At 55.8% G+C, this 24,013-nt stretch carries 18 protein-coding genes; 10 read left to right on the top strand and 8 right to left on the bottom strand.

The genetic code is table 11. The features are described from left to right. The first annotated feature begins 28 nt into the window (after nucleotides 1–28). The 5 genes from rpoN (at nucleotide 29) to npr (ending at nucleotide 3,573) form a co-directional block, all read left to right on the top strand. Nucleotides 29–1,462: an RNA polymerase factor sigma-54 gene (gene rpoN, locus ACX3P5_RS01660; protein WP_233985488.1), complete on the top strand. Its 1,434-nt coding sequence runs from the start codon at nucleotides 29–31 to the stop codon at nucleotides 1,460–1,462. A 21-nt stretch (nucleotides 1,463–1,483) separates the two neighbouring features. Beyond that, nucleotides 1,484–1,771, top strand: coding sequence for a ribosome hibernation promoting factor (gene hpf / locus ACX3P5_RS01655; protein WP_031375450.1), 288 nt, complete (start codon nucleotides 1,484–1,486; stop codon nucleotides 1,769–1,771). A gap of 151 nt (nucleotides 1,772–1,922) precedes the next feature. Next, nucleotides 1,923–2,402, top strand: coding sequence for a PTS IIA-like nitrogen regulatory protein PtsN (gene ptsN, locus ACX3P5_RS01650; RefSeq protein WP_031375451.1), 480 nt, complete (start codon nucleotides 1,923–1,925; stop codon nucleotides 2,400–2,402). A 47-nt stretch (nucleotides 2,403–2,449) separates the two neighbouring features. Continuing rightward, the gene (gene rapZ / locus ACX3P5_RS01645; RefSeq protein WP_094122240.1) at nucleotides 2,450–3,304 is read left to right on the top strand and encodes an RNase adapter RapZ; all 855 of its coding nucleotides are present in this window, start codon (nucleotides 2,450–2,452) and stop codon (nucleotides 3,302–3,304) included. After that, entirely contained in the window at nucleotides 3,301–3,573 is a 273-nt protein-coding gene (gene npr, locus ACX3P5_RS01640) for a PTS phosphocarrier protein NPr (RefSeq protein ID WP_094122239.1), read from the top strand. Before rapZ ends, npr begins: the two co-directional genes overlap by 4 nt. Nucleotides 3,574–3,576: 3 nt before the next feature. On the opposite strand, the gene mtgA is transcribed toward npr, so the two are convergent. Beyond that, entirely contained in the window at nucleotides 3,577–4,296 is a 720-nt protein-coding gene (gene mtgA, locus ACX3P5_RS01635; RefSeq protein WP_233985489.1) for a monofunctional biosynthetic peptidoglycan transglycosylase, read from the bottom strand. 870 nt (nucleotides 4,297–5,166) lie between these two features. Next, nucleotides 5,167–7,518, bottom strand: coding sequence for an aerobic respiration two-component sensor histidine kinase ArcB (arcB, locus tag ACX3P5_RS01630; protein ID WP_458968197.1), 2,352 nt, complete (start codon nucleotides 7,516–7,518; stop codon nucleotides 5,167–5,169). A gap of 891 nt (nucleotides 7,519–8,409) precedes the next feature. Here arcB and ACX3P5_RS01625 point away from each other — a divergent pair. Together ACX3P5_RS01625 and ACX3P5_RS01620 are read left to right on the top strand one after the other, a co-directional pair. Then, nucleotides 8,410–13,941 (top strand): glutamate synthase-related protein, encoded by a 5,532-nt coding sequence (locus ACX3P5_RS01625; RefSeq protein WP_458968196.1) that lies wholly within the window; start codon nucleotides 8,410–8,412, stop codon nucleotides 13,939–13,941. Between the two features lie 182 nt (nucleotides 13,942–14,123). Further along, nucleotides 14,124–15,881 carry a sulfite reductase subunit alpha gene (locus ACX3P5_RS01620; RefSeq protein WP_233985492.1) on the top strand — a complete coding sequence of 586 codons (1,758 nt, stop codon included), beginning with the start codon at nucleotides 14,124–14,126 and terminating at the stop codon, nucleotides 15,879–15,881. A 109-nt stretch (nucleotides 15,882–15,990) separates the two neighbouring features. Here ACX3P5_RS01620 and sspB read toward each other — a convergent pair whose 3' ends face one another. The 5 genes from sspB to zapE all read right to left on the bottom strand — a co-directional run bounded on the left by sspB (nucleotide 15,991) and on the right by zapE (nucleotide 19,643). Beyond that, complete coding sequence (gene sspB / locus ACX3P5_RS01615; RefSeq protein WP_233985493.1) at nucleotides 15,991–16,476, bottom strand: ClpXP protease specificity-enhancing factor; 486 nt, start codon at nucleotides 16,474–16,476, stop codon at nucleotides 15,991–15,993. 3 nt (nucleotides 16,477–16,479) lie between these two features. After that, nucleotides 16,480–17,121, bottom strand: coding sequence for a stringent starvation protein SspA (sspA, locus tag ACX3P5_RS01610; RefSeq protein ID WP_458968195.1), 642 nt, complete (start codon nucleotides 17,119–17,121; stop codon nucleotides 16,480–16,482). Nucleotides 17,122–17,451: 330 nt separating this feature from the next. Next, nucleotides 17,452–17,844, bottom strand: coding sequence for a 30S ribosomal protein S9 (gene rpsI / locus ACX3P5_RS01605; protein WP_031375459.1), 393 nt, complete (start codon nucleotides 17,842–17,844; stop codon nucleotides 17,452–17,454). A gap of 15 nt (nucleotides 17,845–17,859) precedes the next feature. Continuing rightward, nucleotides 17,860–18,288: a 50S ribosomal protein L13 gene (gene rplM, locus ACX3P5_RS01600; RefSeq protein ID WP_008925400.1), complete on the bottom strand. Its 429-nt coding sequence runs from the start codon at nucleotides 18,286–18,288 to the stop codon at nucleotides 17,860–17,862. Nucleotides 18,289–18,515: 227 nt separating this feature from the next. Beyond that, on the bottom strand, nucleotides 18,516–19,643 hold the full coding sequence (gene zapE, locus ACX3P5_RS01595) for a cell division protein ZapE (protein ID WP_336755947.1): 1,128 nt from the start codon (nucleotides 19,641–19,643) through the stop codon (nucleotides 18,516–18,518). Between the two features lie 178 nt (nucleotides 19,644–19,821). Here zapE and zapG point away from each other — a divergent pair, with 178 nt between their 5' ends. From zapG to degS, 3 genes are all read left to right on the top strand, one after another. Then, on the top strand, nucleotides 19,822–20,223 hold the full coding sequence (gene zapG / locus ACX3P5_RS01590) for a Z-ring associated protein ZapG (protein ID WP_233985495.1): 402 nt from the start codon (nucleotides 19,822–19,824) through the stop codon (nucleotides 20,221–20,223). 110 nt (nucleotides 20,224–20,333) lie between these two features. Beyond that, a complete protein-coding gene (degQ, locus tag ACX3P5_RS01585) occupies nucleotides 20,334–21,707 on the top strand; it encodes a serine endoprotease DegQ (protein ID WP_233985496.1) in 1,374 nt (457 codons plus the stop codon). Between the two features lie 89 nt (nucleotides 21,708–21,796). Next, nucleotides 21,797–22,858: an outer membrane-stress sensor serine endopeptidase DegS gene (gene degS / locus ACX3P5_RS01580; RefSeq protein WP_233985497.1), complete on the top strand. Its 1,062-nt coding sequence runs from the start codon at nucleotides 21,797–21,799 to the stop codon at nucleotides 22,856–22,858. A gap of 170 nt (nucleotides 22,859–23,028) precedes the next feature. Here the strand turns inward: degS and epmA are convergent, their stop codons facing one another. After that, nucleotides 23,029–24,006, bottom strand: coding sequence for an elongation factor P--(R)-beta-lysine ligase (epmA, locus tag ACX3P5_RS01575; RefSeq protein WP_233985498.1), 978 nt, complete (start codon nucleotides 24,004–24,006; stop codon nucleotides 23,029–23,031). Nucleotides 24,007–24,013: the final 7 nt, after the last annotated feature.

The following is a 24,013-nucleotide window of genomic DNA, read 5'->3' as shown; positions in this document are numbered from 1 at the left end:
TGTTTACCTGGGAACTACCATCCTGTCTATGAAGCAAGGTTTGCAACTCAGGCTCAGCCAACAGCTGGCGATGACACCGCAGTTGCAGCAGGCGATTCGCCTGCTGCAACTCTCTACGCTTGAACTCCAGCAGGAGTTACAGCTGGCACTGGAAAGTAATCCGCTGCTTGAACAGACCGATCTGCATGAAGAAATCGACTCTCGTGAGGCTCAGGAAGGCGAAGCGCTGGATACCCGTGAGGCGCTTGAGCAGAAAGAGATGCCTGATGAGCTGCCGCTGGATGCGACCTGGGATGAGATTTACACTGCCGGCACGCCGTCAGGCACCGGTACCGATTACCAGGATGATGAATTACCGGTTTATCAGGGTGAGACGACCCAGTCACTGCAGGATTACCTGATGTGGCAGGTTGAACTGACGCCGTTCAGCGATACCGACCGCGCCATTGCCACCTCGATCGTGGATGCGATCGATGACACCGGATACCTCACCGTTTCGCTTGAAGAGATTCTCGACAGCATCGGCAACGATGAGCTTGAGGCCGATGAAGTGGAAGCGGTGCTGAAACGCATTCAGCGCTTTGATCCGATTGGCGTTGGCGCACGCGATCTACGTGACTGCCTGCTGGTTCAGCTGTCGCAATATGCGCCCGAAACGCCGATGCTGGCGGAAGCCCGGCTAATCGTCAGTGAACATCTGGATCTGCTGGCTAACCACGATTTTCGCAGCCTGATGCGGGTTACGCGCCTTAAAGAAGAGGTGCTGAAAGAGGCGATGCTGTTAATTCAGTCGCTGGACCCGCGTCCCGGTCAGTCGATTAATACCGGCGAACCGGAATATGTCATTCCCGACGTGCTGGTGCGTAAAGTCGGCAACCGCTGGACGGTTGAGCTTAACGCCGACAGCGTTCCGCGCCTGAAAATCAATCAGCAGTATGCCGCCATGAGCGGGGCGACGCGCAACGACAGCGACAGCCAGTTCATTCGCAGTAACCTGCAGGAAGCGCGCTGGCTGATTAAAAGCCTGGAAAGCCGCAACGACACACTGCTGAAGGTGACGCGCTGTATCGTCGAGCAGCAGCAGGCGTTTTTTGAGCAGGGCGAAGAGTACATGCGGCCGATGGTGCTGGCTGATATCGCACAGGCGGTAGAGATGCACGAGTCGACCATTTCCCGCGTGACCACGCAAAAGTATCTGCACAGTCCGCGTGGCATTTTTGAACTGAAGTACTTTTTCTCCAGTCATGTGAATACTGAAGGTGGCGGCGAAGCCTCATCGACGGCGATTCGCGCGCTGGTGAAAAAATTAATCTCGGCGGAAAATCCAGCCAAACCCTTGAGCGACAGTAAACTCACCTCCATGTTATCTGATCAAGGGATCATGGTGGCACGTCGTACCGTCGCCAAATACCGCGAGTCTTTATCCATCCCGCCATCGAACCAGCGTAAACAGCTGGTTTGACAGAAATGAGAAGGAAGACCTATGCAGCTGAACCTTACCGGGCAAAATGTTGAAATCACCGCACCACTGCGCGATTTCGTCAGCGGTAAATTTGCCAAACTGGAACACTATTTCGAACATATCAATCAGGTCTATATTGTCCTGAAGGTCGAGAAGGTCACGCAGGTGGCCGACGCAACGCTTCACATCAACGGTGGCGAGCTGCACGCCACGTCGGAAGCGGAAGATATGTATGCGGCCATCGATGGGCTAATCGACAAGCTTGCCCGTCAGCTGACCAAACACAAAGACAAACTGAAAAAACACTAACCTTCACGCTCGCTAAGCGCGCTCTGCGTGCAGAGCCGACAGTATGGGGCGGATATCCGCCCCGTTTTGTCATCTAAGCAAGCGCCATTCGCTCTCAGCATCATGACAGGCTGAGGGTTAATGACCAGGTTAACTCGCAAGTGAAACGATAATGAACAACGATCTAACACTGGAATTGAGCACAGTGCTTTCGCCCGACTGCACCCGCAGCGGCGTACACTGCCAGAGCAAAAAACGCGCGCTGGAAATTATCAGCGAACTGGCCGCTAAGCAGCTCAACCTGCCGCACCAGACGCTTTTCGAAGCGATCCTCACCCGTGAGCGCATGGGCAGTACCGGCATTGGTAACGGCATTGCCATTCCGCACGGTAAGCTGGAAGAGGATACGCTGCGCGCTGTCGGGGTGTTTATCAGCCTTGAGCAGCCGATAGCGTTTGATGCCGTTGATAATCAGCCGGTCGATCTGTTGTTTGCCCTGCTGGTGCCGGCTGACCAGTGCAAAACTCACCTGCACACCCTTTCACTGGTGGCGAAGCGTCTGGCGGATAAAACCGTCTGCCGCCGTCTGCGCGCCGCGCAGAGTGATGAAGAGCTTTATGCCATTATCACAGAAGGCCAGTCAGAGCAGTAACGCGTCTTTACCGGCTGCGAGCCGGTTTTAAAACGGGAGAGAAGGTCATGGTGCTGATGATCGTGAGCGGTCGGTCAGGCTCGGGGAAGTCAGTGGCGCTGCGCGCGCTGGAAGATATGGGTTTTTACTGCGTCGATAACCTGCCGGTGGTGCTGTTGCCCGAGTTAGCGAACTCGCTGGCGGAACGCAACATCTCGGCAGCGGTGAGTATCGATGTCCGCAACATGCCTGAATCCCCTGAAGTTTTTGAAACCGCGCTGAATAATCTGCCCGACACATTTTCGCCTCAGCTGCTGTTTCTTGATGCCGATCGTAATACCCTGATTCGCCGCTACAGCGATACCCGCCGTCTGCATCCGCTCTCCAGTAAAAACTTATCGCTGGAAAGTGCCATTGATGAAGAGAGCGATCTGCTGGAGCCGCTGCGTTCGCGTGCTGACCTGATCATTGATACCTCAGAGATGTCGGTGCACGAACTGGCGGAGATGCTGCGTACCCGACTGCTGGGCAAGCGTGAACGCGAGCTGACGATGGTGTTTGAGTCGTTTGGCTTCAAGCACGGTATCCCGATTGATGCCGATTATGTGTTTGACGTGCGCTTTCTGCCGAACCCGCACTGGGACCCTAAGCTGCGCCCGATGACGGGCCTCGATCGGCCGGTTGCCGCCTTTCTCGATCGCCATACCGAGGTGCATAACTTCATTTACCAGACCCGCAGTTATCTGGAACTGTGGCTACCGATGCTGGAAACCAACAACCGCAGTTACCTTACTGTCGCTATCGGCTGTACCGGCGGGAAACATCGTTCGGTCTACATTGCCGAGCAGCTGGCGGACTACTTCCGTTCACGCGGCAAGAATGTCCAGTCACGCCACCGTACGTTGGAAAAGCGTAAATCATGACCGTCAGACAAACCGTTGAAATCAAAAATAAGCTGGGCATGCATGCCCGGCCAGCCATGAAATTGTTTGAACTGGTGCAGAGCTTTGATGCTGAAGTGCTGCTGCGCAACGAAGCCGGCACCGAAGCGGAAGCCAGCAGCGTGATTGCGCTGCTGATGCTCGATTCGGCACAGGGCGGACATATTGAAATCGAAGCCAGCGGACCGGAAGAGATCCCGGCGCTGGCTGCGGTTATTGAGCTGTTTGAAGCGGGCTTTGATGAAGATTAAGGCTTAATCCAGCCGGTTACGCTGCAGGAAGCCCTCGCCGCCCAGCTGGCGCATCTGACGCAAAATCCACTGCTGGCGCTGCCGTACGTAGCCCGACGGCGCCGCCGCACGGAAACGGATAGGATTAGGCAGCACCGCCGCCAGCAACGCCGCTTCAGCGGCCGTCAGCCGACTGGCTGGCTTGTGGAAATAGCGCTGTGACGCTGCCTCCACGCCAAACACCCCTGGCCCAAACTCGGCGATATTCAGATAGACGGTTAAAATACGTCGCTTGGTCCAGACCGTCTCAATGCCCACCGTCAGGCCCGCCTCCAGCCCTTTACGAATCCAGCTGCGTCCATCCCACAGAAACAGATTTTTAGCCGTTTGCTGCGACAGGGTTGAGGCACCACGCATCCGGCTATCACTGTTATCCAGTACCGACTCAATCGCCGCGACATCAAAACCCCAGTGAGTTGGGAATTTTTGATCTTCAGAAGCAATCACCGCTAATCCCATCCAGGGTGAAATATCATCGTGCCCGACCCAGTCCGAATGGGCCACATAGCTGAAGTCTCCGCGCAACCAGGCACCCAGCTGACGCTCAACCATCACTGCCGAGAACGGCACTGGCAAAAATGAAAACAGCAAAATGCCCGCCAGCCAAATCCCCAGCCACGCCAGAATGAGTCGGATAGCAATCCGCTTAATACGTTGCCCGACGCTTCCTTTATGCTTACTCATGCAATCTTCCCATACTTGTTTCAGGCGTTAATCAATTACTCGCGTAATCAGTGCGTAGTAAAACCATTTATCGCCGTTTTCGGTGAAAATGGCCGTGCGGTTTCCAGACTTCGGGCCGCTATTTTGCATTAAAAAGCTGCAACAGATCGAAATAGTTCAAGCACTTCCGTAAAAAAGGAATCGGTTCCATTCCTCAGCATTGCTTAGCACCTTTCCAGATAAACGCTTATTAATTGGTGATAAGCATTAATTTGAATCATTTACCATGCTTAACTATCCTGATTTTCTGGCTTCGATATTTTTCATTGATTGCCTACGATTATTCGCATAATGCATCAATTTTTCGCCACTACCTCCCGGCTGGCATGGCTGAGTTGCTTAACTTATGACCCGCCCTGACGGTCGGGGATGGCGGTCAACAGCCTGAAGAAGCGAAATCTTTTTTTCCTTTCCAAAACGTTTTGGATAAATCGCGCCATTTTGCACCCCCGCCGAGTAATATCAGCGCGTTAGCAGTGCAGATCCGCCTGACAGAGCGGCGGCTTCGCCTGACCCCTTCCCCCGGTCTGTCGCTGCCGTCCGGGCGCGTTAAAAGCGCACAAAAAGCGGGAGAACTGATTAAAATTACCGCAATGCAACGCAGAAAATGATTCCTTACTTGACTGTGTTGCCAAATTAATGTTTTCTGTATTTAAACGCTGCTCAACATCACACATTTTAATGAATCTTGTAACACGTTAAGATGAATTTGCTAAGGTGATGGCAGAGTTAACCAATACCATGCGGCTGCATTTATTACTCAAAGCATAGCAGCCGCTACTTTTTCCCTGGTGTTGGCGCAGTATTCGCGCACCCCGGCCTCGGCTGGGGTCATTTTTTTCTGGCGGATGAAACTTCCTGTTCCGCTACCCAGTCGCGCAGCACCTGCACATCATGTCGCCACTCCTGCTTCAGCTCATCAATCCATTCGACGACGTTATCCCACCAGGCTGGCAGTTCCGGGCTCTGGATCTGTTTTGCCAGCAGTTGCAGATGCTGTAACCCCACCGATCCCGCCGCGCCTTTGATTTTGTGACCCTCTTCAGCGATGCCTTTCTGGTCGCGCGCCATCAGATTAGATTCCAGCACCTCCAGGTAACCCGGCATCATCTTTTCAAACATCGTCAGGCTTTGGGTAATCAGGCTCGGCCCGACCAGTTCGAGATACTGTTCCAGCATCGGGATATCCAGCAGCATCTGACTGTTATCCGCCTCGTCGAGGACTGTCTCATCCTCCGGCTCCGCCTGGTAGTCCCAGAACTTTTTGATCATCGCCGTCAGCGCCGGCACGGCCAGCGGCTTGCTGAGCACATCATCCATTCCGGCATCGAAATACTCTTTTTTGTCCTTCAGCACGTTGGCGGTCAGCGCCACCAGCGGCGGCAGATGCACACCCTGATGCTGCTGGCGAATCGCCCGCGACACATCCAGCCCGGTCATGTCGGGTAGCTGAATATCCAGCAGCACCAGATCAAACTCCAGCGGGTCAAACATCGCCAGCGCGTCGCTGCCGGTCATCGCCACCTCTACGCTGCAGCCCAGCTTCTCCAGCACCGAGCGCGCCACAATGACGTTCAGTTCAATATCTTCGACCAGCAGAACGTGCAGCGCCGGTAAAGGCAGGCTGTCATCTACGCCTTCATCTTCGACCTCTTCCGCAATGCGTGGTGCTTTAACCTCTACGGTGAAGCATGAGCCCTGCCCCGGCGCACTTTGCACCCGGATATCGCCGCCCATCGCCTGTGCCAGCCGGCGTGATACCGCCAGACCAATACCGGTGCCGGTCGCCGGTTTGCCGCCGTGCTGATCCTTGACCTGGTAATACATGGCGAAAATCTTGTCCTGCTCCTCCTGGCGGATACCCATGCCGGAATCCTGTACCTCAAAGCGCAGCATCTCATCCTGCCCATACGCCACCCGCACCACGATCTCGCCCTGCTGGGTAAACTTCACGGCGTTGCCAATCAGGTTCCACAGGATCTGTCGCAGTCGGGTGCCGTCGGTGGAGATCATGTGCGGCAGCGGCAGCGCCGGCGCGAGCACAAACTTCAGCCCTTTTGGTTGCGCCAGCAGCCCGGACAGGTTCTCTAAATCGGCGAGGAAACTGGTGAAGTCGAGCGGCTGATTGTCCAGCTGCACTTTACGCCGCTCAATTTTGTCGACCTCAATCACGTCATTGAAGATGTTGCCCAGCGTGATGGCCGAAACATGAATGGTTTTCAGGTATTTCAGCTGCTCCTGATTCAGATCGGTATCGAGCAGAATGCGGCTTAGCCCGACTATGCCGTTAAGCGGCGTACGCAGCTCGTGGCTGATGGTTGAGATAAAGGTGGTCTTTTCCCGGCTGGCGTTCTCTAACGCGTCCTGGTAGCGCTTACGCTCGGTAATATCGCGGCCAAACCCCATCAGTCCACTGCGTTTGCCAACGCGGTCGTAATAAGGCACTTTACGGATCTCAAAACAGGCTTTGCGCCCGTCAGGGTATTGCAGCCACTGTTCATAAGTCAGCGAGACGTTATGACGGAACACTTTCTCATCGGTTTCCAGCACCTTGGTGGCCGCTTCATCATCGTAGATATCGCGCGGCGTCAGGCCAATCAGCTGCTTTTCGCTTTTGCCGGTCAGCAGTTCCATCGCGCGGTTACAGCCCGAGAACTGCTTGTCGATGTTGCGATAGAAGACCAGATCCGGCGAAGCATCGAGGAATGAGCGCAGAAAAGAGGATTGCTGCTCCAGCTCTATCTGTGCCTGTTCGCGCCGCGTCACTTCCTCGCGCAGCTTGTCCATCACCTGTTCACGCGCCTGCTCCGCCTTTTTACGGTCGGTAATCTCCTGATTGAGCTGCGTGATGGTCTCTTTCATCTGCTGATTCAGTTCCAGGTCGCGGGTACGCATCTCTTCCAGCTTGTCCACCAGCCGCGCCAGCCGCTGTCGCGACTCTTCCAGTTGATCGACCACCACCGACAGGAAATAGACCGCCCACGGCGTTATCAGCAGCCCGAAGAACACCGATCGCACCATATCGATGCTCTCGACGTGGCCGCGCAGCACCATGGTGACTGCCATCTGGACAATCATCGCCAGCACCACCAGTGCCGAGGCCAGCAGCAGCGAGAACCGCACCAGGCCGAGCTTCACCATCAAATCAACGTAATATTGCGCCAACAGCCGAATTTGTTTCATAAAAACTCCCTGGAAGAGAAACAGGCTCATGATAGCGTAATTCGGGCTGCGCCGTCGCAGCCGCGCAAGGGAAGATAAGCGATGTAGTGCGCTTTTATGGTGCATCGGCCTTACCGATCGGCGACGTTTATGACAACAGGATTAAAACCCTTGACTGATTGTGCCAAATGAATAATCTGTAAGGCCGCCGCTGAAACGGCAAATCCTCCGCACGGTGTTTTTTCAATCTCCTGGCAACGCTCAGTTGTACAGGCTGACCTCATTTAATGAATACTCATTCATCTTTAATGATGTTTTAAGCATATCCATCCTGATTAATTTTTCTTATAACCCTGCGCTGTTTCATTCAAATATACGGACATAAGAAAAACAGATACATCCTGCGCATCAGCGGTACTGAACAGCATTTAATGCTGTTAAAGACCGACTCACCAGCATGGTGCAGAGATTGGACGGCTGCACTACAGTGAGTCAGTTCACATTTATCGACCGATCGCGAGGGGCTAAAGTAAGACAATTTAAACCCTATAACCCTTTAAATTCATCTAGTTATCGTGATAAACGGCACAATAAGCCCGTCTGCCCGCCTCATTTGACCTGATTACGCTTTCCCGATAAGTTGGAAATCCGCTGAAAGCTTTCCTGACGGGCCAGTGTCTCGGCATATCTATGCAACAAGAAGACTCCCGCGTGGTTTAAGTCATCTCCTTTAAGAGACCGGAAATCGAAGAGCAGCTCAATTAAGGACGTTTCACCGATGTCTGGAGAGAAATGCTCAGGGTTATGACGCGCGCTCGACAGAGCATGGCGATGAAAATGAAGTGCGCCTCAGTTGCGCTAAGACCCTGAAACAGTGCAGGTAATGTCAAAAGCAGTTTAAGGAGACCCTCAATGTCCACTAACAAACCTCATTCCTATGGCTTGTATGACCCAACAGCAGGCAGTGATAGCTGTGGTGTAGGTTTCATAACGCGTAAGGACGGCGAGCAGACCCATGAGATTCTGCAGATGGCGCATAGCGCCCTTTGTACCGTACCGCATCGTGGCGGCATGTCGGCGGAAGGCGTAGGCGATGGCGCTGGCGTTAACGTCGATCTCTCCCTGCATTTCTTCCGTAAAATCACCGGCCAGCCGCTGGAAGCGGGCCGCTTTGGCGTCGGCAACTTCTTTGTGCCGAAAGATGCCGAACTGCGTGCGAATGCAGAACGTCTGGTCGATGAAACGCTGAGCAGCTTTAACCTGCCGGTGATCATGAAACGTGACATGCCGCTCGACAGCAGCGTGACGCGTCCGGCGGCAGTGCAGTTCCAGCTACCGATTCTGCAGTGGATTTTCACCGCACCTCAGGACGTGGTCGATCAAAACGACTTCGAACAACGCATTTACCGCGCCCTGTTAACCATCGAAGCGCGTGCCTTTACCGAAAGCGAATTTGGCGGTCTCTATCCGCTGTCGCTCTCCTCGCGCACTCAGGTATTCAAAGCGCGTCTGAATTCCAATGAAGTCATCCCTTACTTCAAAGATCTGACCGATCCCGATCATCAGGTGCGCGGACTGTTTTTCCATACCCGCTTTTCGACCAACACCGATCCGCATACCACCATGGCGCAGCCGTTCCGCCTGATGGCGCACAACGGTGAACTGAATACCGACCGTAAAAACCGCATCGCCGAGTCGGCACTGGCACTGGCGCGCGGCAAGAAAATTGTGCGGCCGAAAGGCCAGTCGGATAGCTCGCGTCTCGACCAGAGCATCCATAGCCGTCTGATGGAAGATAACCTTGACCTGATCACCGCCGTGGTCTCGATGATGCCGCCCGCCTGGGAAAACGACAGCTCGCTGTCGCCACAGGTGCGCGACATGCTGGAATACTTCTCGCTGTATGAAGAGAAGAACGACGGCCCGGCGGCATTAATCTTCGGTAATGGCGAAGTGATTGGCGCGCGTCTCGACCGTCTTGGCCTGCGTCCGCTGCGCTCGGTGGAAACCGCGGAATATATCGGCGCGATGTCCGAAGCGGGCCAGATCGCCTTCCCACCGGAAAGCGTGCTGCGTCGCGGCCGTATCGAAGCGGGCGGAATGCTCTATTTCGATCATCGCGAAAAACGCAGCTACACCACGGTGCAGGCGCTGGAAAAACTGGCGGCCGAAAAAGATTATCCGGCGCTGCTGCGTGAAGCGCGCGTCGGACTGGAAGATCTGCCAGAGATCCCGGCTGAGCAGCAGGGTTCGCCGCTGCGCTATCGCGGTGACCTGAAAACCTATCAGCGCTTTGTGGCCTACTACTACAACCAGGAAAGCTTCAAGTTCATGATGGACCCGATGCTGAACACCGGCGCCGAGAAGATCTCAGCGATGGGTTACGGCAACGCGATTAACGGTCTGTCCGATCATGAAGGCGGCATGGCGCACTATTTCTCTCAGCGCTTCGCCCAGGTGACTAACCCGCCGCTCGACTCTATCCGTGAAGTGGATGGCATGACGCTGCGGGTCGCGCTGGGTGCTAAACCGCATCTCGGCCGCAGCAAAGGTCGTCAGATCGTGGTGCCTTCGCCGATCCTCAGCCATCTTGATATGTTGCGTTTACGCGAGCAGACCATCGCACCTTATGCCCGCTTTGAGATGCTCTATGAGCCGGTGATTGGCAAAGATCTGTTGAGCACCACGGCTAACGCCAACGCGCTGGAAAAGGCGATTGACGATCTGGCGCAGCAGGTGGTCGATTTCGCCCGCAGCCAGGGCGGCATCGCGGTCCTGACCGATCGCCACATCTCCTCTAAGCAGGCGGCGATTCCGATGCTGCTGGTGGTCTCTGCCATCAACCAGCGTCTGGTGCAGGAAGGCCTGCGTCTGGATGTTTCGCTGGTAGTTGAGAGCGGCCAGAGCATTTCGTCGCACCACATTGCCGCCACGCTGGGCTTCGGTGCCTCGGCTATCTATCCGCTCGGTGTGCAGATGCGCGCCGAAGAGAAGTTCGGTGAAGGCGAAGAAGGCAACAAAGCCTTTAAACGCTATGCCAAAGCGGCTGAAAAAGCGCTGATGAAAACCATGGGCAAAGTGGGTCTCTGTACCGTTGAAAGCTACAGCAGCGGTGAGTTCTTTGAGCCAAACTTCCTCAACACTGACGATCCGGTGCTGAAAAAGTATTTCCCGAATATCAAAACCCCGGTTGGCGGCGCTGGTTTCGCCACCATCGCTCAGATGGCGGTCGACTGGCATCAGAGCGCGCTGAAGATTCAGGGCGAATCTGAAGTGCCGTTGCTGGGTCTGTTTAAAGAGCGTGCCGAAGGCGCGGGCCACTCGTATGGCACCATCGCGGTACGTACCTTTATTGATATGACCGAAGAGCCGATCCGCTTTGCCAATAAAGCGCGTGAAGAGGATAACTTTATCCGCCTGATGACGCTGGCGAAGCTCGACAATGCCTTTGGCATCAAGCCAGAAACCTTTAAAGACAGCAGCTTCGAGCGCATCCCGGATGAGGTGATCAACAATTTCGCCATCACCGCCGATTACCGTCAGTTCTCCAGCCTGATGTACGAAGAGCGTAAACGTCGCCCGGCGGCACTGCGCGATATTCTGACCTTCCCGGCTGACCTGACCCACATCGACAGTGAAGCGGAGTTCCGCCGCAAGCTGGGCCGTTATTCACTGACCAACAACGGCTTTGCGATCCGCGGCCTGGTGTGTGAAGCGGTGGATGGCAGCCTGAATCACTTTATGCTGCGCCTGACCGATGCGATCGCCGGTCTGAAGCCAGAGCCAGAGCGTCTGCAGAACCTGTCGCGCGCGCTGAAATCCCGCTTTAACGACGATATCGAGAGCAGTGAAGTGGTCGACGGTGGTCTGAAAGTGACCGCTTACGGCAAAGCGGCCGATTATCTGTCGCGTATTTTCACTACTCTGCCGTCACTGCCGCTGAGTGAGGTGCAGCCCGCCTGTGAAATCACCCGGACCTTTGCGTCCGGTGCGATGAGTCACGGTGCGCTGGTCGCGCCAGCCCATGAAGCCGTCGCGCATGGCACCAACATGGTTGGCGGCATGAGTAACTGCGGTGAAGGTGGTGAACACTACTCACGTCACGGCACCATCCGCGCATCACGCATCAAACAGCTGGCGTCGGGTCGCTTCGGCGTCTGGGCAGCCTATCTGGCAGATCCAATGCTGGAAGAGCTGGAGATTAAAATTGGTCAGGGCGCGAAGCCGGGCGAAGGCGGCCAGTTACCGGCTGCTAAAGTCACGGTGGAAATTGCCGCCGCCCGTGGCGGTACGCCTGGCGTCGAGCTGGTCTCGCCGCCACCGCATCACGACACCTATTCGATTGAAGATCTGGCGCAGCTGATCCATGACTGTAAAGCCGCTCGAGTACGGGTCATCGTTAAGCTGGTCTCGTCGGAAGGCATCGGCACCATCGCGGTTGGCGTGGCCAAAGCGGGCGCAGACGTCATCAACGTGGCTGGCAACACCGGCGGCACCGGTGCCGCTTCCGTTACCAGCCTGAAATATACCGGCCGCGTGGCGGAAATCGGCATCGCGGAAGTGCATCAGGCGCTGTGCGCCAATGGCCTGCGTGACAAAGTGCTGCTGCGTTGTTCGGGTGCCCAGCAAACCGGCAGCGACGTGGTGAAATCCGCGCTGCTGGGCGGCGACAGTTTTGAATTTGGCACCACTGCCCTGATGATGCTGAAATGCGTGATGGCGAAAAACTGTAACGTCAAATGCCCGGCAGGCTTAACCACTAACGCCGAAGCCTTTGATGGCGATCCACGCCAGCTGGCGCAGTATTTCCTCAATGTTGCGCATGAAGTGCGTGAGATTCTGGCGCGTATGGGCCTGCGTTCGCTGCGTGAAGCCCGTGGCCGCTCTGACCTGCTGCACCTGATGGATCACCCGCTGGAAGTGGGCAAGCTCGATTTACGCGCCATGCTGACCGTGGTGCCGGAGCTGAAAATCGAACATCCGGTTTATCTGGAAAAAGATTTCGAGCTGGATGATGGCTGGGTTGAGCAGCTGAAACTGGCGCTGGTTGAACAGCGTCAGCCAGAGATTACGCTGGGCGATAACGTGGTCCTCAACAACCGCAATAAGAGCGTGGGCGGCCAGCTGGCGATCGATATTGAGCGGATGCTGAACCATCAGCTGAGCGCAGAGCAACTGCAGGCGATGCCAGCGGTGCTGGCGGACGATCGTGGCCGTCACTATCTGGCACCGGAAAGCGTGAGAATTTCCACTTCCGGTTCTGCCGGTCAGTCGTTTGGTGCCTTCTGCAACGATGGTATGCAGATGCGGCACTACGGCACCTGTAACGACGGCGTCGGCAAAGGACAGTGTGGCGGTGAACTGGTGGTGATGTCGCCAGGCGGCGGCGCACAGGATGGCGATGGCAACGTGCTGATCGGCAACTTCGCCCTGTTTGGTGCCACCGGTGGACGTCTGTTTGTCCAGGGTCAGGCGGGTGACCGTTTCGCGGTGCGTAACTCCGGTGCCACAGCAGTGGTTGAAGGGGTTGGCGATTTCTGCTGCGAATACATGACCAACGGAGCCATCCTTAACCTGGGTACCTTCGGTAAAGGATTTGGTAACGGCATGAGCGGCGGGTTCGCCTATCAGTACGATCCCTATGGCTCACTGGCCAGCCACGCTGCCGGCGATTCGGTGCTGTTTGGTTCGATTGCCGATCAGGATGAGATGGCCCAGGTCCACAAGCAGGCGGTGCTGACCATGCTGAACTGGCATCTGGAAGCGACCCAATCGCCGCGTGCGGCGTGGCTGCTGGAGAACTGGGAAACCGAGTGTCACCACTTCGTCTATGTCATGCCGCGCTCGCTGCTGCTCTACCAGGATGGCGGTGAAATCCTGAAAGCGAAAACGCGCAAAGATCTGCTGGAAGAGCTGTCGACAGCGCTGGCGGGTCATCAGGTGGCGAAGTTTAAAGCCGCATGGCGTCAGGGGAAAACCATCGCCAACGGCGCGGTACCGGCTTACGGTGCCACCGACACGCTGGAAATGTATGTCCTGCTCAACAACTACACCGTGCTGAGCTTCGCGCAGCAACTGGCGCTGGGCAAATTGCCGAAAGGGACACCGGTTGAAGATCCGGCGGTTGAAAAAGCGGTGCGCAACCTGCTGATGACCGAAGATTTTTCACTGGTCAGCAAGCTGCAACGCCATGCCCGTTCAGCCATTGAAAGCTACACCGACGATGAGCTGGCCAGCCTGATCGGTACCAAACGGATGTCAGATTACAAAGCCGCGTTAACGCAGCGTAACATCCGTTCGATGGACAGCCTGGCGACCTATGGCTGGATTATGTATCAGGATGCCTGTAACCGTGAAGTGCTGGGACATCTGCCTGATTTTGAAGAGCTGTTTGCCCGTGCGGCACTGCCTGAAATTGCCGCAGCGGTGGGTAAACTGTCCTGACAGGACGGCCGACCTGAGTGAACGTGAATATTATTAATTGATATTATCCGGATTAAGCGTGGTAACGCGCAGCAGAAGGTCCGCCCTCTCCGCCGCCGACTCTGGCGGTGGAGAAACCGGACCGGCTTCCTGCGAACGGCGTGGCTTATGACGGGTGAAAACGGGATTGAGTAAAAGTACCCATGAAAATTCCTTATATTCCAGAAGATGCACCCTTTAATGGCGATCAGAAATACTGGCTGGCGGGCTTCCTCGCCGGTCTTCACTCCCGTTTACTGGTGTTAGAAGACAAGCAGCAGCCTGCGGCCGGAACGGGCGCCGCGGCCACTACCCAACTGCATATTCTCTACGGCTCACAAACCGGCAACGCGGAAGCGCTGGCGCAAACTGCCGCCAAATCAGCCCGTGCCAAAGGGCTGGTGCCGGTGGTTCAGGCGCTGGGCGATGTCGATCTGGATGTGTTCGCCACCATGCGTCACGTGTTGATCGTCACCTCCACCTACGGTGAAGGCGAAATGCCGGACAACGCTCAGTTGTTCTGGGATGCGATCTCCGCCAGTACCGCGCCCCGGCTGGAGCAGATGCACTTTGCCGTGCTGGCGATTGGTGATACCGGCTACGATGGCTTCTGCCAGGCGGGTAAATTCATTGATATGCGTCTGGAGCAGCTGGGCGCGAAACGCGTGGTCGATCGTATTGATTGCGATATCGATTATGAAGAGCCGTCCAGCGAATGGCTGAACAGTTCGATGCCACAGTTTGCCGCCAGCGCGGGCAGTAGCGGCACGGTGCTGGAGAGCGCGCCAGAAGCGCCGGTAATCCCGGGCAGCAACAAGTCGAATCCTTACGCTGCAGCGCTGATCACCAATAAGCGCCTGTCGGGCGAGCAGTCCGCGAAAGACATTCGCCACTTTGAATTTGATCTCAGCGACAGCGGCCTGAAATATGAAGCGGGCGATGCGCTGGGCGTGATTCCGGTCAATGAACCGTCGCTGGTCAGCCTGCTGCTGACCCAGCTGAATGCCGATTACCAGACGCCGGTACCCGGTTTTGACCGCAGCCTCGGCGATCTGCTGACCTATCAGTTTGAAATTTCAGAACCGTCACGCAAGCTGATTGAGTGGGTGGGACAGAACACCACCAACCAGGAACTGCGCCACGTATTGCAGCACGACGATAAAGATGCACTCGGCGTGTGGCTGTGGGGCAAAGATACGCTCGACCTGCTGCAGCTTGAGCTGACCCGTTCGCTGCCGGTGCCGGAATTTGTCGCGCTGCTGCGTCCGTTACAGCATCGTGCCTACTCTATCTCGTCCAGCTCAAAGGCGCACCCTAACCAGGTTCACCTGACGGTGGCGTCGGTACGTTATCACAGCGGTGGCCGTAATCGTGGCGGCGTCTGCTCGACCTATCTGGCCGAGCGCGTGCGTCGTGGTGAAAAGCCCGCCATTTTCATCTCGCCAAACAAAGCGTTTCGCGTACCGGCGAATAACAGCGCCCCGCTGATCATGGTCGGACCGGGCACCGGTATCGCGCCATTCCGCGCCTTTTTGCAGGAGCGCCAGGCGACCGGCGCGCAGGGTAAAAACTGGCTGTTCTTTGGCGATCAGCATCAGGAACATGACTTCATCTATCGTGACGAGCTCACCGGCTGGCATGACAGCGGTTTACTGACCCGGCTGGATCTGGCGTTCTCGCGCGACCAGGAGAAGAAGATCTACGTGCAGACCCGTATGCTGGAACAGGGCGCAGAGCTCTATGCCTGGCTGCAGGAAGGCGCTTATTTCTACGTCTGTGGTGATGCCTCACGCATGGCGAAAGATGTCGACAGCGCGCTGTATGAAGTGGTGCGTCAGTTCGGCGGACTTTCCAGCGAACGTGCCGCGGACTACATCGATCAGCTGAAGAAAGAGAAGCGTTACCTGCGCGACGTCTATTAATCGGCGCCCGCGTTAACGCATAAAAAATCCGGCTTGCGCAGGCAGCCGGATTTTTTTATGCCCGATCGGCAGGCAAAAAAATACCCGTCGTGATGACGGGTATCTGATGTTATTTCACGACGCGCAGTGAAGGCCGTCCGCCACGCGGTGGTGGATCGTCGTCAGGTGGCGTCTCGTCATCGCCGGCATCGTCAGGACGATCACCATCAATCACGGACATCATCGTCTCTTCCTGACCGTCTGACGTCTCCTGAGAGGCCAGCTCGTAAGCCGGTTCAGGTTCAAACATGGTTCCTGCACCGTTTTCGCGGGCATAGATCGCCAGAATCGCCGCCATCGGCACATTAACCTGGCGAGGAACGCCGCCGAAACGGGCGTTGAACGACACCTGATCGTTAGCCAGATCGAGATTGCCGACTGCGCGCGGCGCAATGTTCAATACGATCTGACCATCGCGCGCATACTCAAGCGGCACCTGCACGCCAGGCAGATTGATGTCGACCACCAGATGCGGCGTTAACTGGTTGTCGAGCAACCAGTCATAGAAAGCGCGCAGCAGATAGGGACGACGTGCGGTAAGTTGCGACATTTCCATAAATCAGCCCCGGGCTTGCAGGCGCATTTCACGTTCAGCTTCAGTTAATGAAGCAAGGAAAGAGTCACGCTCAAACACGCGATTCATATAGCCTTTCAGCTCTTTTGAACCGGAGCCGATCAAATCGATGCCCATTGACGGCAGACGCCACAACAGCGGTGCCAGATAGCAGTCGACCAGGCTAAACTCTTCGCTCATGAAGAACGGTGTGCGACCAAACAGCGGTGCAATCGCCAGCAGCTCTTCACGCAGTTGCTTGCGAGCCGCTTCAGCTTCCTGACCGCTGTTGTTCTCAACAGTTCTCATCAGGCTGTACCAGTCCTGCTCAATGCGGTGCATCATCAGACGGCTTTCACCACGGGCAACCGGATAAACCGGCATCAGCGGTGGATGCGGGAAACGCTCATCTAAATATTCCATGATGATGCGTGATTCATACAGCGTCAGCTCACGATCTACCAGCGTCGGCACCGTGCGATACGGGTTGAGGTCAATCAGATCCTGCGGCAGGTTATCCATTTCGACCTGCTCGATCTCTACGCTGACACCCTTCTCCGCCAGGACGATACGTACCTGATGGCTGAAAATGTCAGTAGGACCAGAAAACAGCGTCATTACCGAACGTTTGTTGGCAGCGACAGCCATGAAAACCTCCAAGTTTGTTCACAAAAAGTTACTGCGAATAGCCAACCATCCGGCGACTCACTTGCTCATAGAACTCGCACGCAACCCACGTTAGCTGCGTCGTATACTGATATCCCGACGGCGGGGAGACGCATAACGCACCGGCCTGCGGGCGCAAAGTGACACAGAGTTTACCAGATTTTAGGCAGCTTGTGGGCGTGGAATGAATCTTTGCGGGGAAATTGCGAGCGCCGTTAACGTTTTCCGCCAGCACCGGTACGGCGGCAGAAAGCAAAAAACCCGCCGAAGCGGGTTTTTTGTGCCAATTGTCGCAGCCAGAGCTGCAAACAATTAACGCTTGGAGAACTGAGGACGACGACGTGCTTTACGCAGGCCGACTTTCTTACGTTCAACCTGACGCGCATCACGGGTAACGAAGCCAGCTTTACGCAGCTCCGCACGCAGAGATTCGTCATATTCCATCAGAGCGCGGGTGATACCGTGACGGATCGCACCAGCCTGACCAGAAATACCACCACCTTTAACGGTGACGTACAGATCGAATTTACCAACCAGATCCAGCAGCTCAAGCGGCTGACGAACTACCATGCGGGCAGTTTCGCGACCGAAGTACTGTTCCAGAGAACGTTGGTTGATAACGATGTTACCGCTACCCGGCTTAATAAATACGCGAGCGGTAGAGCTTTTGCGGCGACCAGTGCCGTAGTTTTGAGTTTCAGCCATTGCCTTTAATCCCGATTAAATGTCAAGAACTTGCGGTTGCTGTGCCGCATGGGTGTGCTCGTTGCCTGCGTAAACTTTCAGTTTACGGTACATAGCACGACCCAGCGGGCCCTTCGGCAGCATGCCTTTAACCGCGATCTCAATCACACGCTCAGGACGGCGAGCAATCATCTCTTCAAAGGTCGCCTGTTTGATACCACCGATGTGGCCAGTGTGGTGATAGTAGATCTTGTCAGTACGCTTGTTGCCGGTTACAGCAACTTTTTCTGCGTTCAGAACGATGATGTAATCACCCGTATCAACGTGCGGGGTGTATTCCGCTTTATGCTTACCACGCAGACGGCGCGCCAGTTCAGTCGCCAGGCGACCCAAAGTTTTGCCCGTTGCGTCAACTACAAACCAGTCACGTTGGACGGTTTCTGGTTTAGCTGTAAAAGTTTTCATCGAAAAGCTTACCCAAATTAAGTTACACGTTGGTGAAATCCCAAACGCTTAAGTAAACGAATGAGGCTCACACGACCATTTTGACCAGCAAGCCACCCCTTCGGATAGAGTTACTGGAACACAGAGGATTTGGGAAAAAAATCCTTTGCTGTAACGTGGGGTCGCAAGATTATAGAGAAGTCGGTTACAAAAATCGAACCCTATTTCACTATTTATCCGCTTTATTCTCACGGCAGGTGCGGCAGACGCAGGTACTCTTCGCTCTGCATCTCCTGCAGGCGGGATAAGCAGCGCTGGTACTCAAATTTCAGCCGCGTCCCCTGATAAATCTCGGTCAGCGAGGTTTCCGCCGCCACCACCAGCTTCACATGACGCTCATAAAATTCATCAACCAGTGCGAGGAAGCGGCGCGCCTGATCCTCGGTTTTATAAATCATCACCGGTACATCATGCAGCAGCACGCTGTGGAAACGGCGCGACAGGGCAATGTAGTCATGCTGGCTGCGCCCTTCCCCGCACAGGGTCGTGAAGTTGATCGCCAGCACACCCTCACTGACGCCCAGCGTCGGCATCTGACGGTGGTTAATCTCCAGCACCGGTGCCTGCTCCGGCTTACCGCCCGCCAGCGCCTGGAACATGCGCGCCATCTCCGCATGGGTCGCCGCGTTCAGTGGATAGTTCCACAGATGGGCCGAGGTCAGCGTGCGTAACCGGTAATCGATACCCGCATCAACGTTCATCACATCACAGTGGGTTTTAATCTGCTCAATCGCTGGCAGGAAGCGCGCACGCTGCAGCCCGTTGCGGTAGAGATCGTCCGGCGGAATGTTTGAGGTCGCGACCAGCGCGATACCGCGTTCAAACAGCGCCTCCATCAGGGTACCGAGCAGCATCGCATCGGTAATGTCAGAAACGAAAAATTCGTCGAAACAGAGGATATCGGTTTCGGCTTTGAAGCGGTCGGCGATGATCAGCAGCGGATCGCTCTGGCCCTGCAGTTGGGTCAGCTCTTCGTGTACCCGCAGCATAAAGCGGTGAAAGTGCAGCCGCAGTTTGCGCTCGCCAGGAATAGACTGAAAAAACAGGTCCATGACCCAGGTTTTTCCCCGACCCACACCGCCCCACATGTACAAGCCACGCAGCGGGGCGAGCGTCTCATTTTTCTCTTTGCCGATCAGCTTCGACAGGCGGCCCAGCAGGCCAGATGTGGCAGGCGCAGCAGATTGCTGACGGGCGACCAGAGCGTGCTGGAGCGCGTCTAAACGGGTAATGGCTTCACGTTGTACGTCATCGGGCTTGAATTCGCCCTGCGACAGCGCCTGCTCATAACGAGCAAGCGGAGATGAGGTTTGCATTGTTCTCTCAGAGTCCCTGAATTTTGTCTGATTCATACAGCGGTTGTCGAAAAAAAGGCCGCTCTACACTAAGCCATGCCGCTCCAGAGTTCCACATCCATAAGATTAACGGGTATAGTGACTACTATTGAAATGGTGCAATGCCCTACGGAACAACGGAAATAACACGGGAGTCATTATGACCTGGGAATACGGGCTAATTGGTTTAGTGGTAGGCATTATTGTCGGCGCAGTCGCGATGCGTTTTGGCAACAGGAAATTGCGTGAGCAGCGCAGCATGCAGTACGAACTGGAAAAAACCAAAGCGGAACTGTCAGATTATCGCGAAGAGCTGACCAATCACTTCGCGCAGAGTGCGGAGCTGCTGGACAACATGGCACGCGACTATCGTCAGCTCTATCAGCATATGGCGAAAGGTTCTAACGACCTGCTGCCTAATCTGCCGGGTGAGAAAAACCCGTTTGCCTATCAGCTGACCGAGGCGGAAGCCGATAACGATCAGGTCCCGGTACAGATGCCGCGTGACTACTCTGAAGGGGCATCCGGTTTACTGCGCGGCGAGCGCCCTGCCCGCGACTAATCTTTTTGGGGCGCAGCCGGTCTGCGCCCACGTTTTTTGCGAACCCTGACCTCAAACGACTGTCACACTGATTTATTCCTCCCACTTTTTGCAGCGAGAGCGTTGTAGCAATGAAAAAACAAGCCCGACTGTTTAGCGCATTAGCCTTGAGTATTGGGATGAGCCTTGCCGCCGCGCCAGACGCGATGGCAACGCTACCGGCACAAATCGCCGGTCAGCCGCTGCCAAGCCTGGCGCCGATGCTGGAGAAAGTGCTGCCCGCCGTGGTCAGCGTTCACGTTGAAGGCACCGAGTCAGCGTCTCAGGGCCAGGATATTCCTGAACCACTGAAACGCTTCTTCGGCCAGATGCCTGGCGGAAATAATCAGCCCCAGCCCTTTGAAGGACTCGGCTCAGGGGTAATCATCGACGCCGCCAAAGGTTACGTGCTGACCAATAACCATGTGGTCAACGGCGCGGATAAGATTAATGTGCAGTTGGGCGACGGCAGCGAATATGAAGCCAAACTGATCGGCCATGATGAGCAGACCGATATCGCCTTAATTCAGATCCAGGGTGCAAAAAACCTGACTCAGGTAAAAGTGGCCGATTCCGATCAGCTGAAGGTGGGTGATTTCGCCGTGGCGATCGGTAACCCGTTTGGTCTGGGTCAGACCGCAACCTCCGGTATTATCTCGGCGCTGGGGCGTAGCGGCCTGAATCTGGAAGGACTGGAAAACTTTATCCAGACCGATGCGGCGATTAACCGCGGTAACTCAGGCGGTGCGCTGGTCAATCTGAATGGCGAACTGATCGGCATTAACACGGCGATTCTGGCCTCAAGCGGCGGTAACATCGGCATCGGCTTTGCCATTCCCAGCGATATGGCGATGAATCTCGCTCAGCAGCTGATCAAATATGGCGAAGTGAAGCGCGGCCAGCTCGGCATTAAAGGCACTGAAATGACCGCGGATATGGCCAAGGCGTTTAACGTCGATGCGCAGCGCGGTGCCTTTGTCTCAGAAGTGCTGCCGCAGTCAGCAGCCCAGAAAGCGGGCGTGAAGTCCGGCGATATCATCACCTCGGTGAATGACAAACCGATTACCAGCTTCGCCGAACTGCGGGTGAAGATCGGCACCACCGCGCCAGGCGAGCAGGTGAAGCTCGGCTTGCTGCGTGAAGGTAAGCCGGTCACGGTGACCGTCACACTGGAGCAAAGCGCACAAACCACTGCCAGTGCCCAATTGATGTCGCCGGCACTTCAGGGTGCCACGCTGAGTGATGGCCAGACCAAAACCGGTGATAAAGGGGTGAAGGTCGATACCATCGAGAAAGGCACGCCGGCGGAACAGGTTGGCCTGCAGAAAGATGACGTGATTGTTGGCGTTAACCGCAACCGCGTTCAGTCGATCGCGGAAATGCGTAAAGTGCTGGAAGGCAAACCGCCGGTACTGGCGCTGAATGTGGTACGCGGTGACGAAAGTATCTATCTGTTGTTGAGATAAACCTCGCATTATGGCGGACACAAGCGCGTGTGTGTCCGCCGCTCTCATGTTATTCTGCCCAGCGATCTCCCCTGGCGTAATTTAACACCATGTTTCTTAAACTTTTGCGTGCCGTGGTGCTGGGCCTGATTGTGGCGGGTATTTTGCTCGCAGCACTGCCTGCACTGCGTATGGGCAGCGACGCCCTCTATAACCACGAAGACAGTAACGACGAAACTCCCTTTAGCTTTAACCAGGGGGTGCGCCGTGCTGTGCCTGCAGTCGTGAACGTCTACAACCGTAGCGCGCATGGCAATAACAATCGCGGCATCACTACCCTGGGTTCAGGGGTGATCATGAACGCAAAAGGCTACATCCTCACCAATAAGCATGTCATCAACAATGCCGACCAGATTATTGTGGCGCTGCAGGATGGCCGTTTCTTTGAAGCGACGTTGGTGGGTTCAGACGCCATGACCGATCTGGCGGTGTTGAAAATCACCGCCTCCAGCTTGCCAGTTATCCCGATCAATCCTAAACGTCTGGCCCATATCGGCGACGTGGTGATGGCGATCGGCAACCCCTATAACCTCGGCCAGACGGTCACACAGGGAATTATCAGCGCCACCGGCCGGGTAGGATTAAGTTCTTCGGGCCGGCAAAACTTCCTGCAAACCGACGCCTCGATTAACCAGGGCAACTCTGGCGGTGCGCTGATCAACTCGCTGGGCGAACTGATGGGCATCAATACCCTGACCTTCGACAAAAGCAATGATGGCGAAACGCCAGAAGGCATTGGATTCGCTATTCCGACTGCGCTGGCCTCGAAGATCATGGATAAGCTGATTCGTGATGGCCGGGTGATTCGTGGCTACATCGGCATTACCGGGCGCGAACTGCCGCCACTGCATGGTCAGGGCAGCAGTCTGGATCGGGTACAGGGCATTATCGTTAGCGTGGTGACCCCGGACGGTCCGGCCGATAAAGCCGGTATTCAGGCCAATGATGTGTTGCTGAGCGTCAACGGCAAGCCAGCGGTTTCCGCGCAGGAGACGATGGACCAGGTGGCTGAGATTCGCCCGGGTTCAGTGATTGATGTGCAGGTATTGCGTAACGATCAGACGCTGACGCTGCCGGTCACCATTCAGGAGTTTCCTGACAGCAGCCAGTAGCACAGCACGCGGCATGCCAGCCGCCATGATTTAGCCTGACAGGCAGGGCTGGCCCAGCTGAAGAGCAAAGCGTCCGAGCCAGGAAGGCGAGGCCGACCTACAGGGAAGTAGGTCTCCTTTGCGATCGGCTGGGCCATCCCTGCCCTTTCCACCTTTTTCCCGCCAGATGGTTAGCAACGATCCACCGGGAACGCGATTACATCGCTCAATGACTCCGCTTTCAGCGCCAGCATAATCAGCCGATCCACGCCGAGCGCGACGCCGGAACAGGCGGGCATCCCATGCGCCAGCGCATCCAGCAGATGAGTATCGATGGGATGTTGCGGCAGGCCACGCGCCGCACGACGGCGATTATCCTGCTCGAAGCGCTGACGCTGTTCACGGCTGTCCGTCAGTTCACGGAAACCGTTCGCCAGTTCGATGCCCTTGTAATAGACCTCGAAGCGCTCAGCGACGCGGTGATCCTCGGTACTGATCTCCGCCAGTGCCGCCTGGCTGGCCGGGAAGTGATAAACGAAGCAAGGCTTATCCTGGCCAATCTTCGGTTCCACGCCCAGCATAAACAGCAGCATCAGCAGGGTATCGCGATCGTCTTCCGCCCGCGCCAGTTCGCCTTCGCCCAGCTTTTCTGCCACTTCACGCAGCTGCGCCTTGTCCGCAGAGAGCGGATCGATTTCGAGATGACGAATAAACGCCTGCTGATAGGAGAGGGATTCCGCGCTGTCGCACTCCAGCACCTGTTGCATCAGATCGTCGACTTCATTCATCAGACGATACATGTCGTAGTGCGGCCGGTACCACTCCAGCATGGTAAATTCCGGGTTATGGTGACGGCCCGCTTCCTCATTACGGAAACTGCGCGCCATCTGGTAAATCGGCCCGCTGCCAGCAGCCAGCAGGCGCTTCATGTGATATTCCGGGCTGGTCATCAGCCAGAGATCGCGCCCCTGCGCGGCACCCGGCCCGACAAACCGCGTCTGGAACGGCACCAGATGGATATCGGTAATCGTCGCCTGACTCATCGCCGGCGTATCCACTTCCAGTACGCCACGATCGGCAAAGAAACGACGCACTTCGGCTAAAATCGCCGCGCGTTTTAACAAATTGGCGATGGATGCGCTTGGTTGCCAGCTTGCCGTTTCGCTCATGGTGATG

Source organism: Pantoea sp. S-LA4 (genome assembly GCF_054482835.1).
The sequence above is the reverse complement of the archived record's forward strand: the minus strand, read 5'-3'. Positions and strand labels throughout refer to the sequence as shown.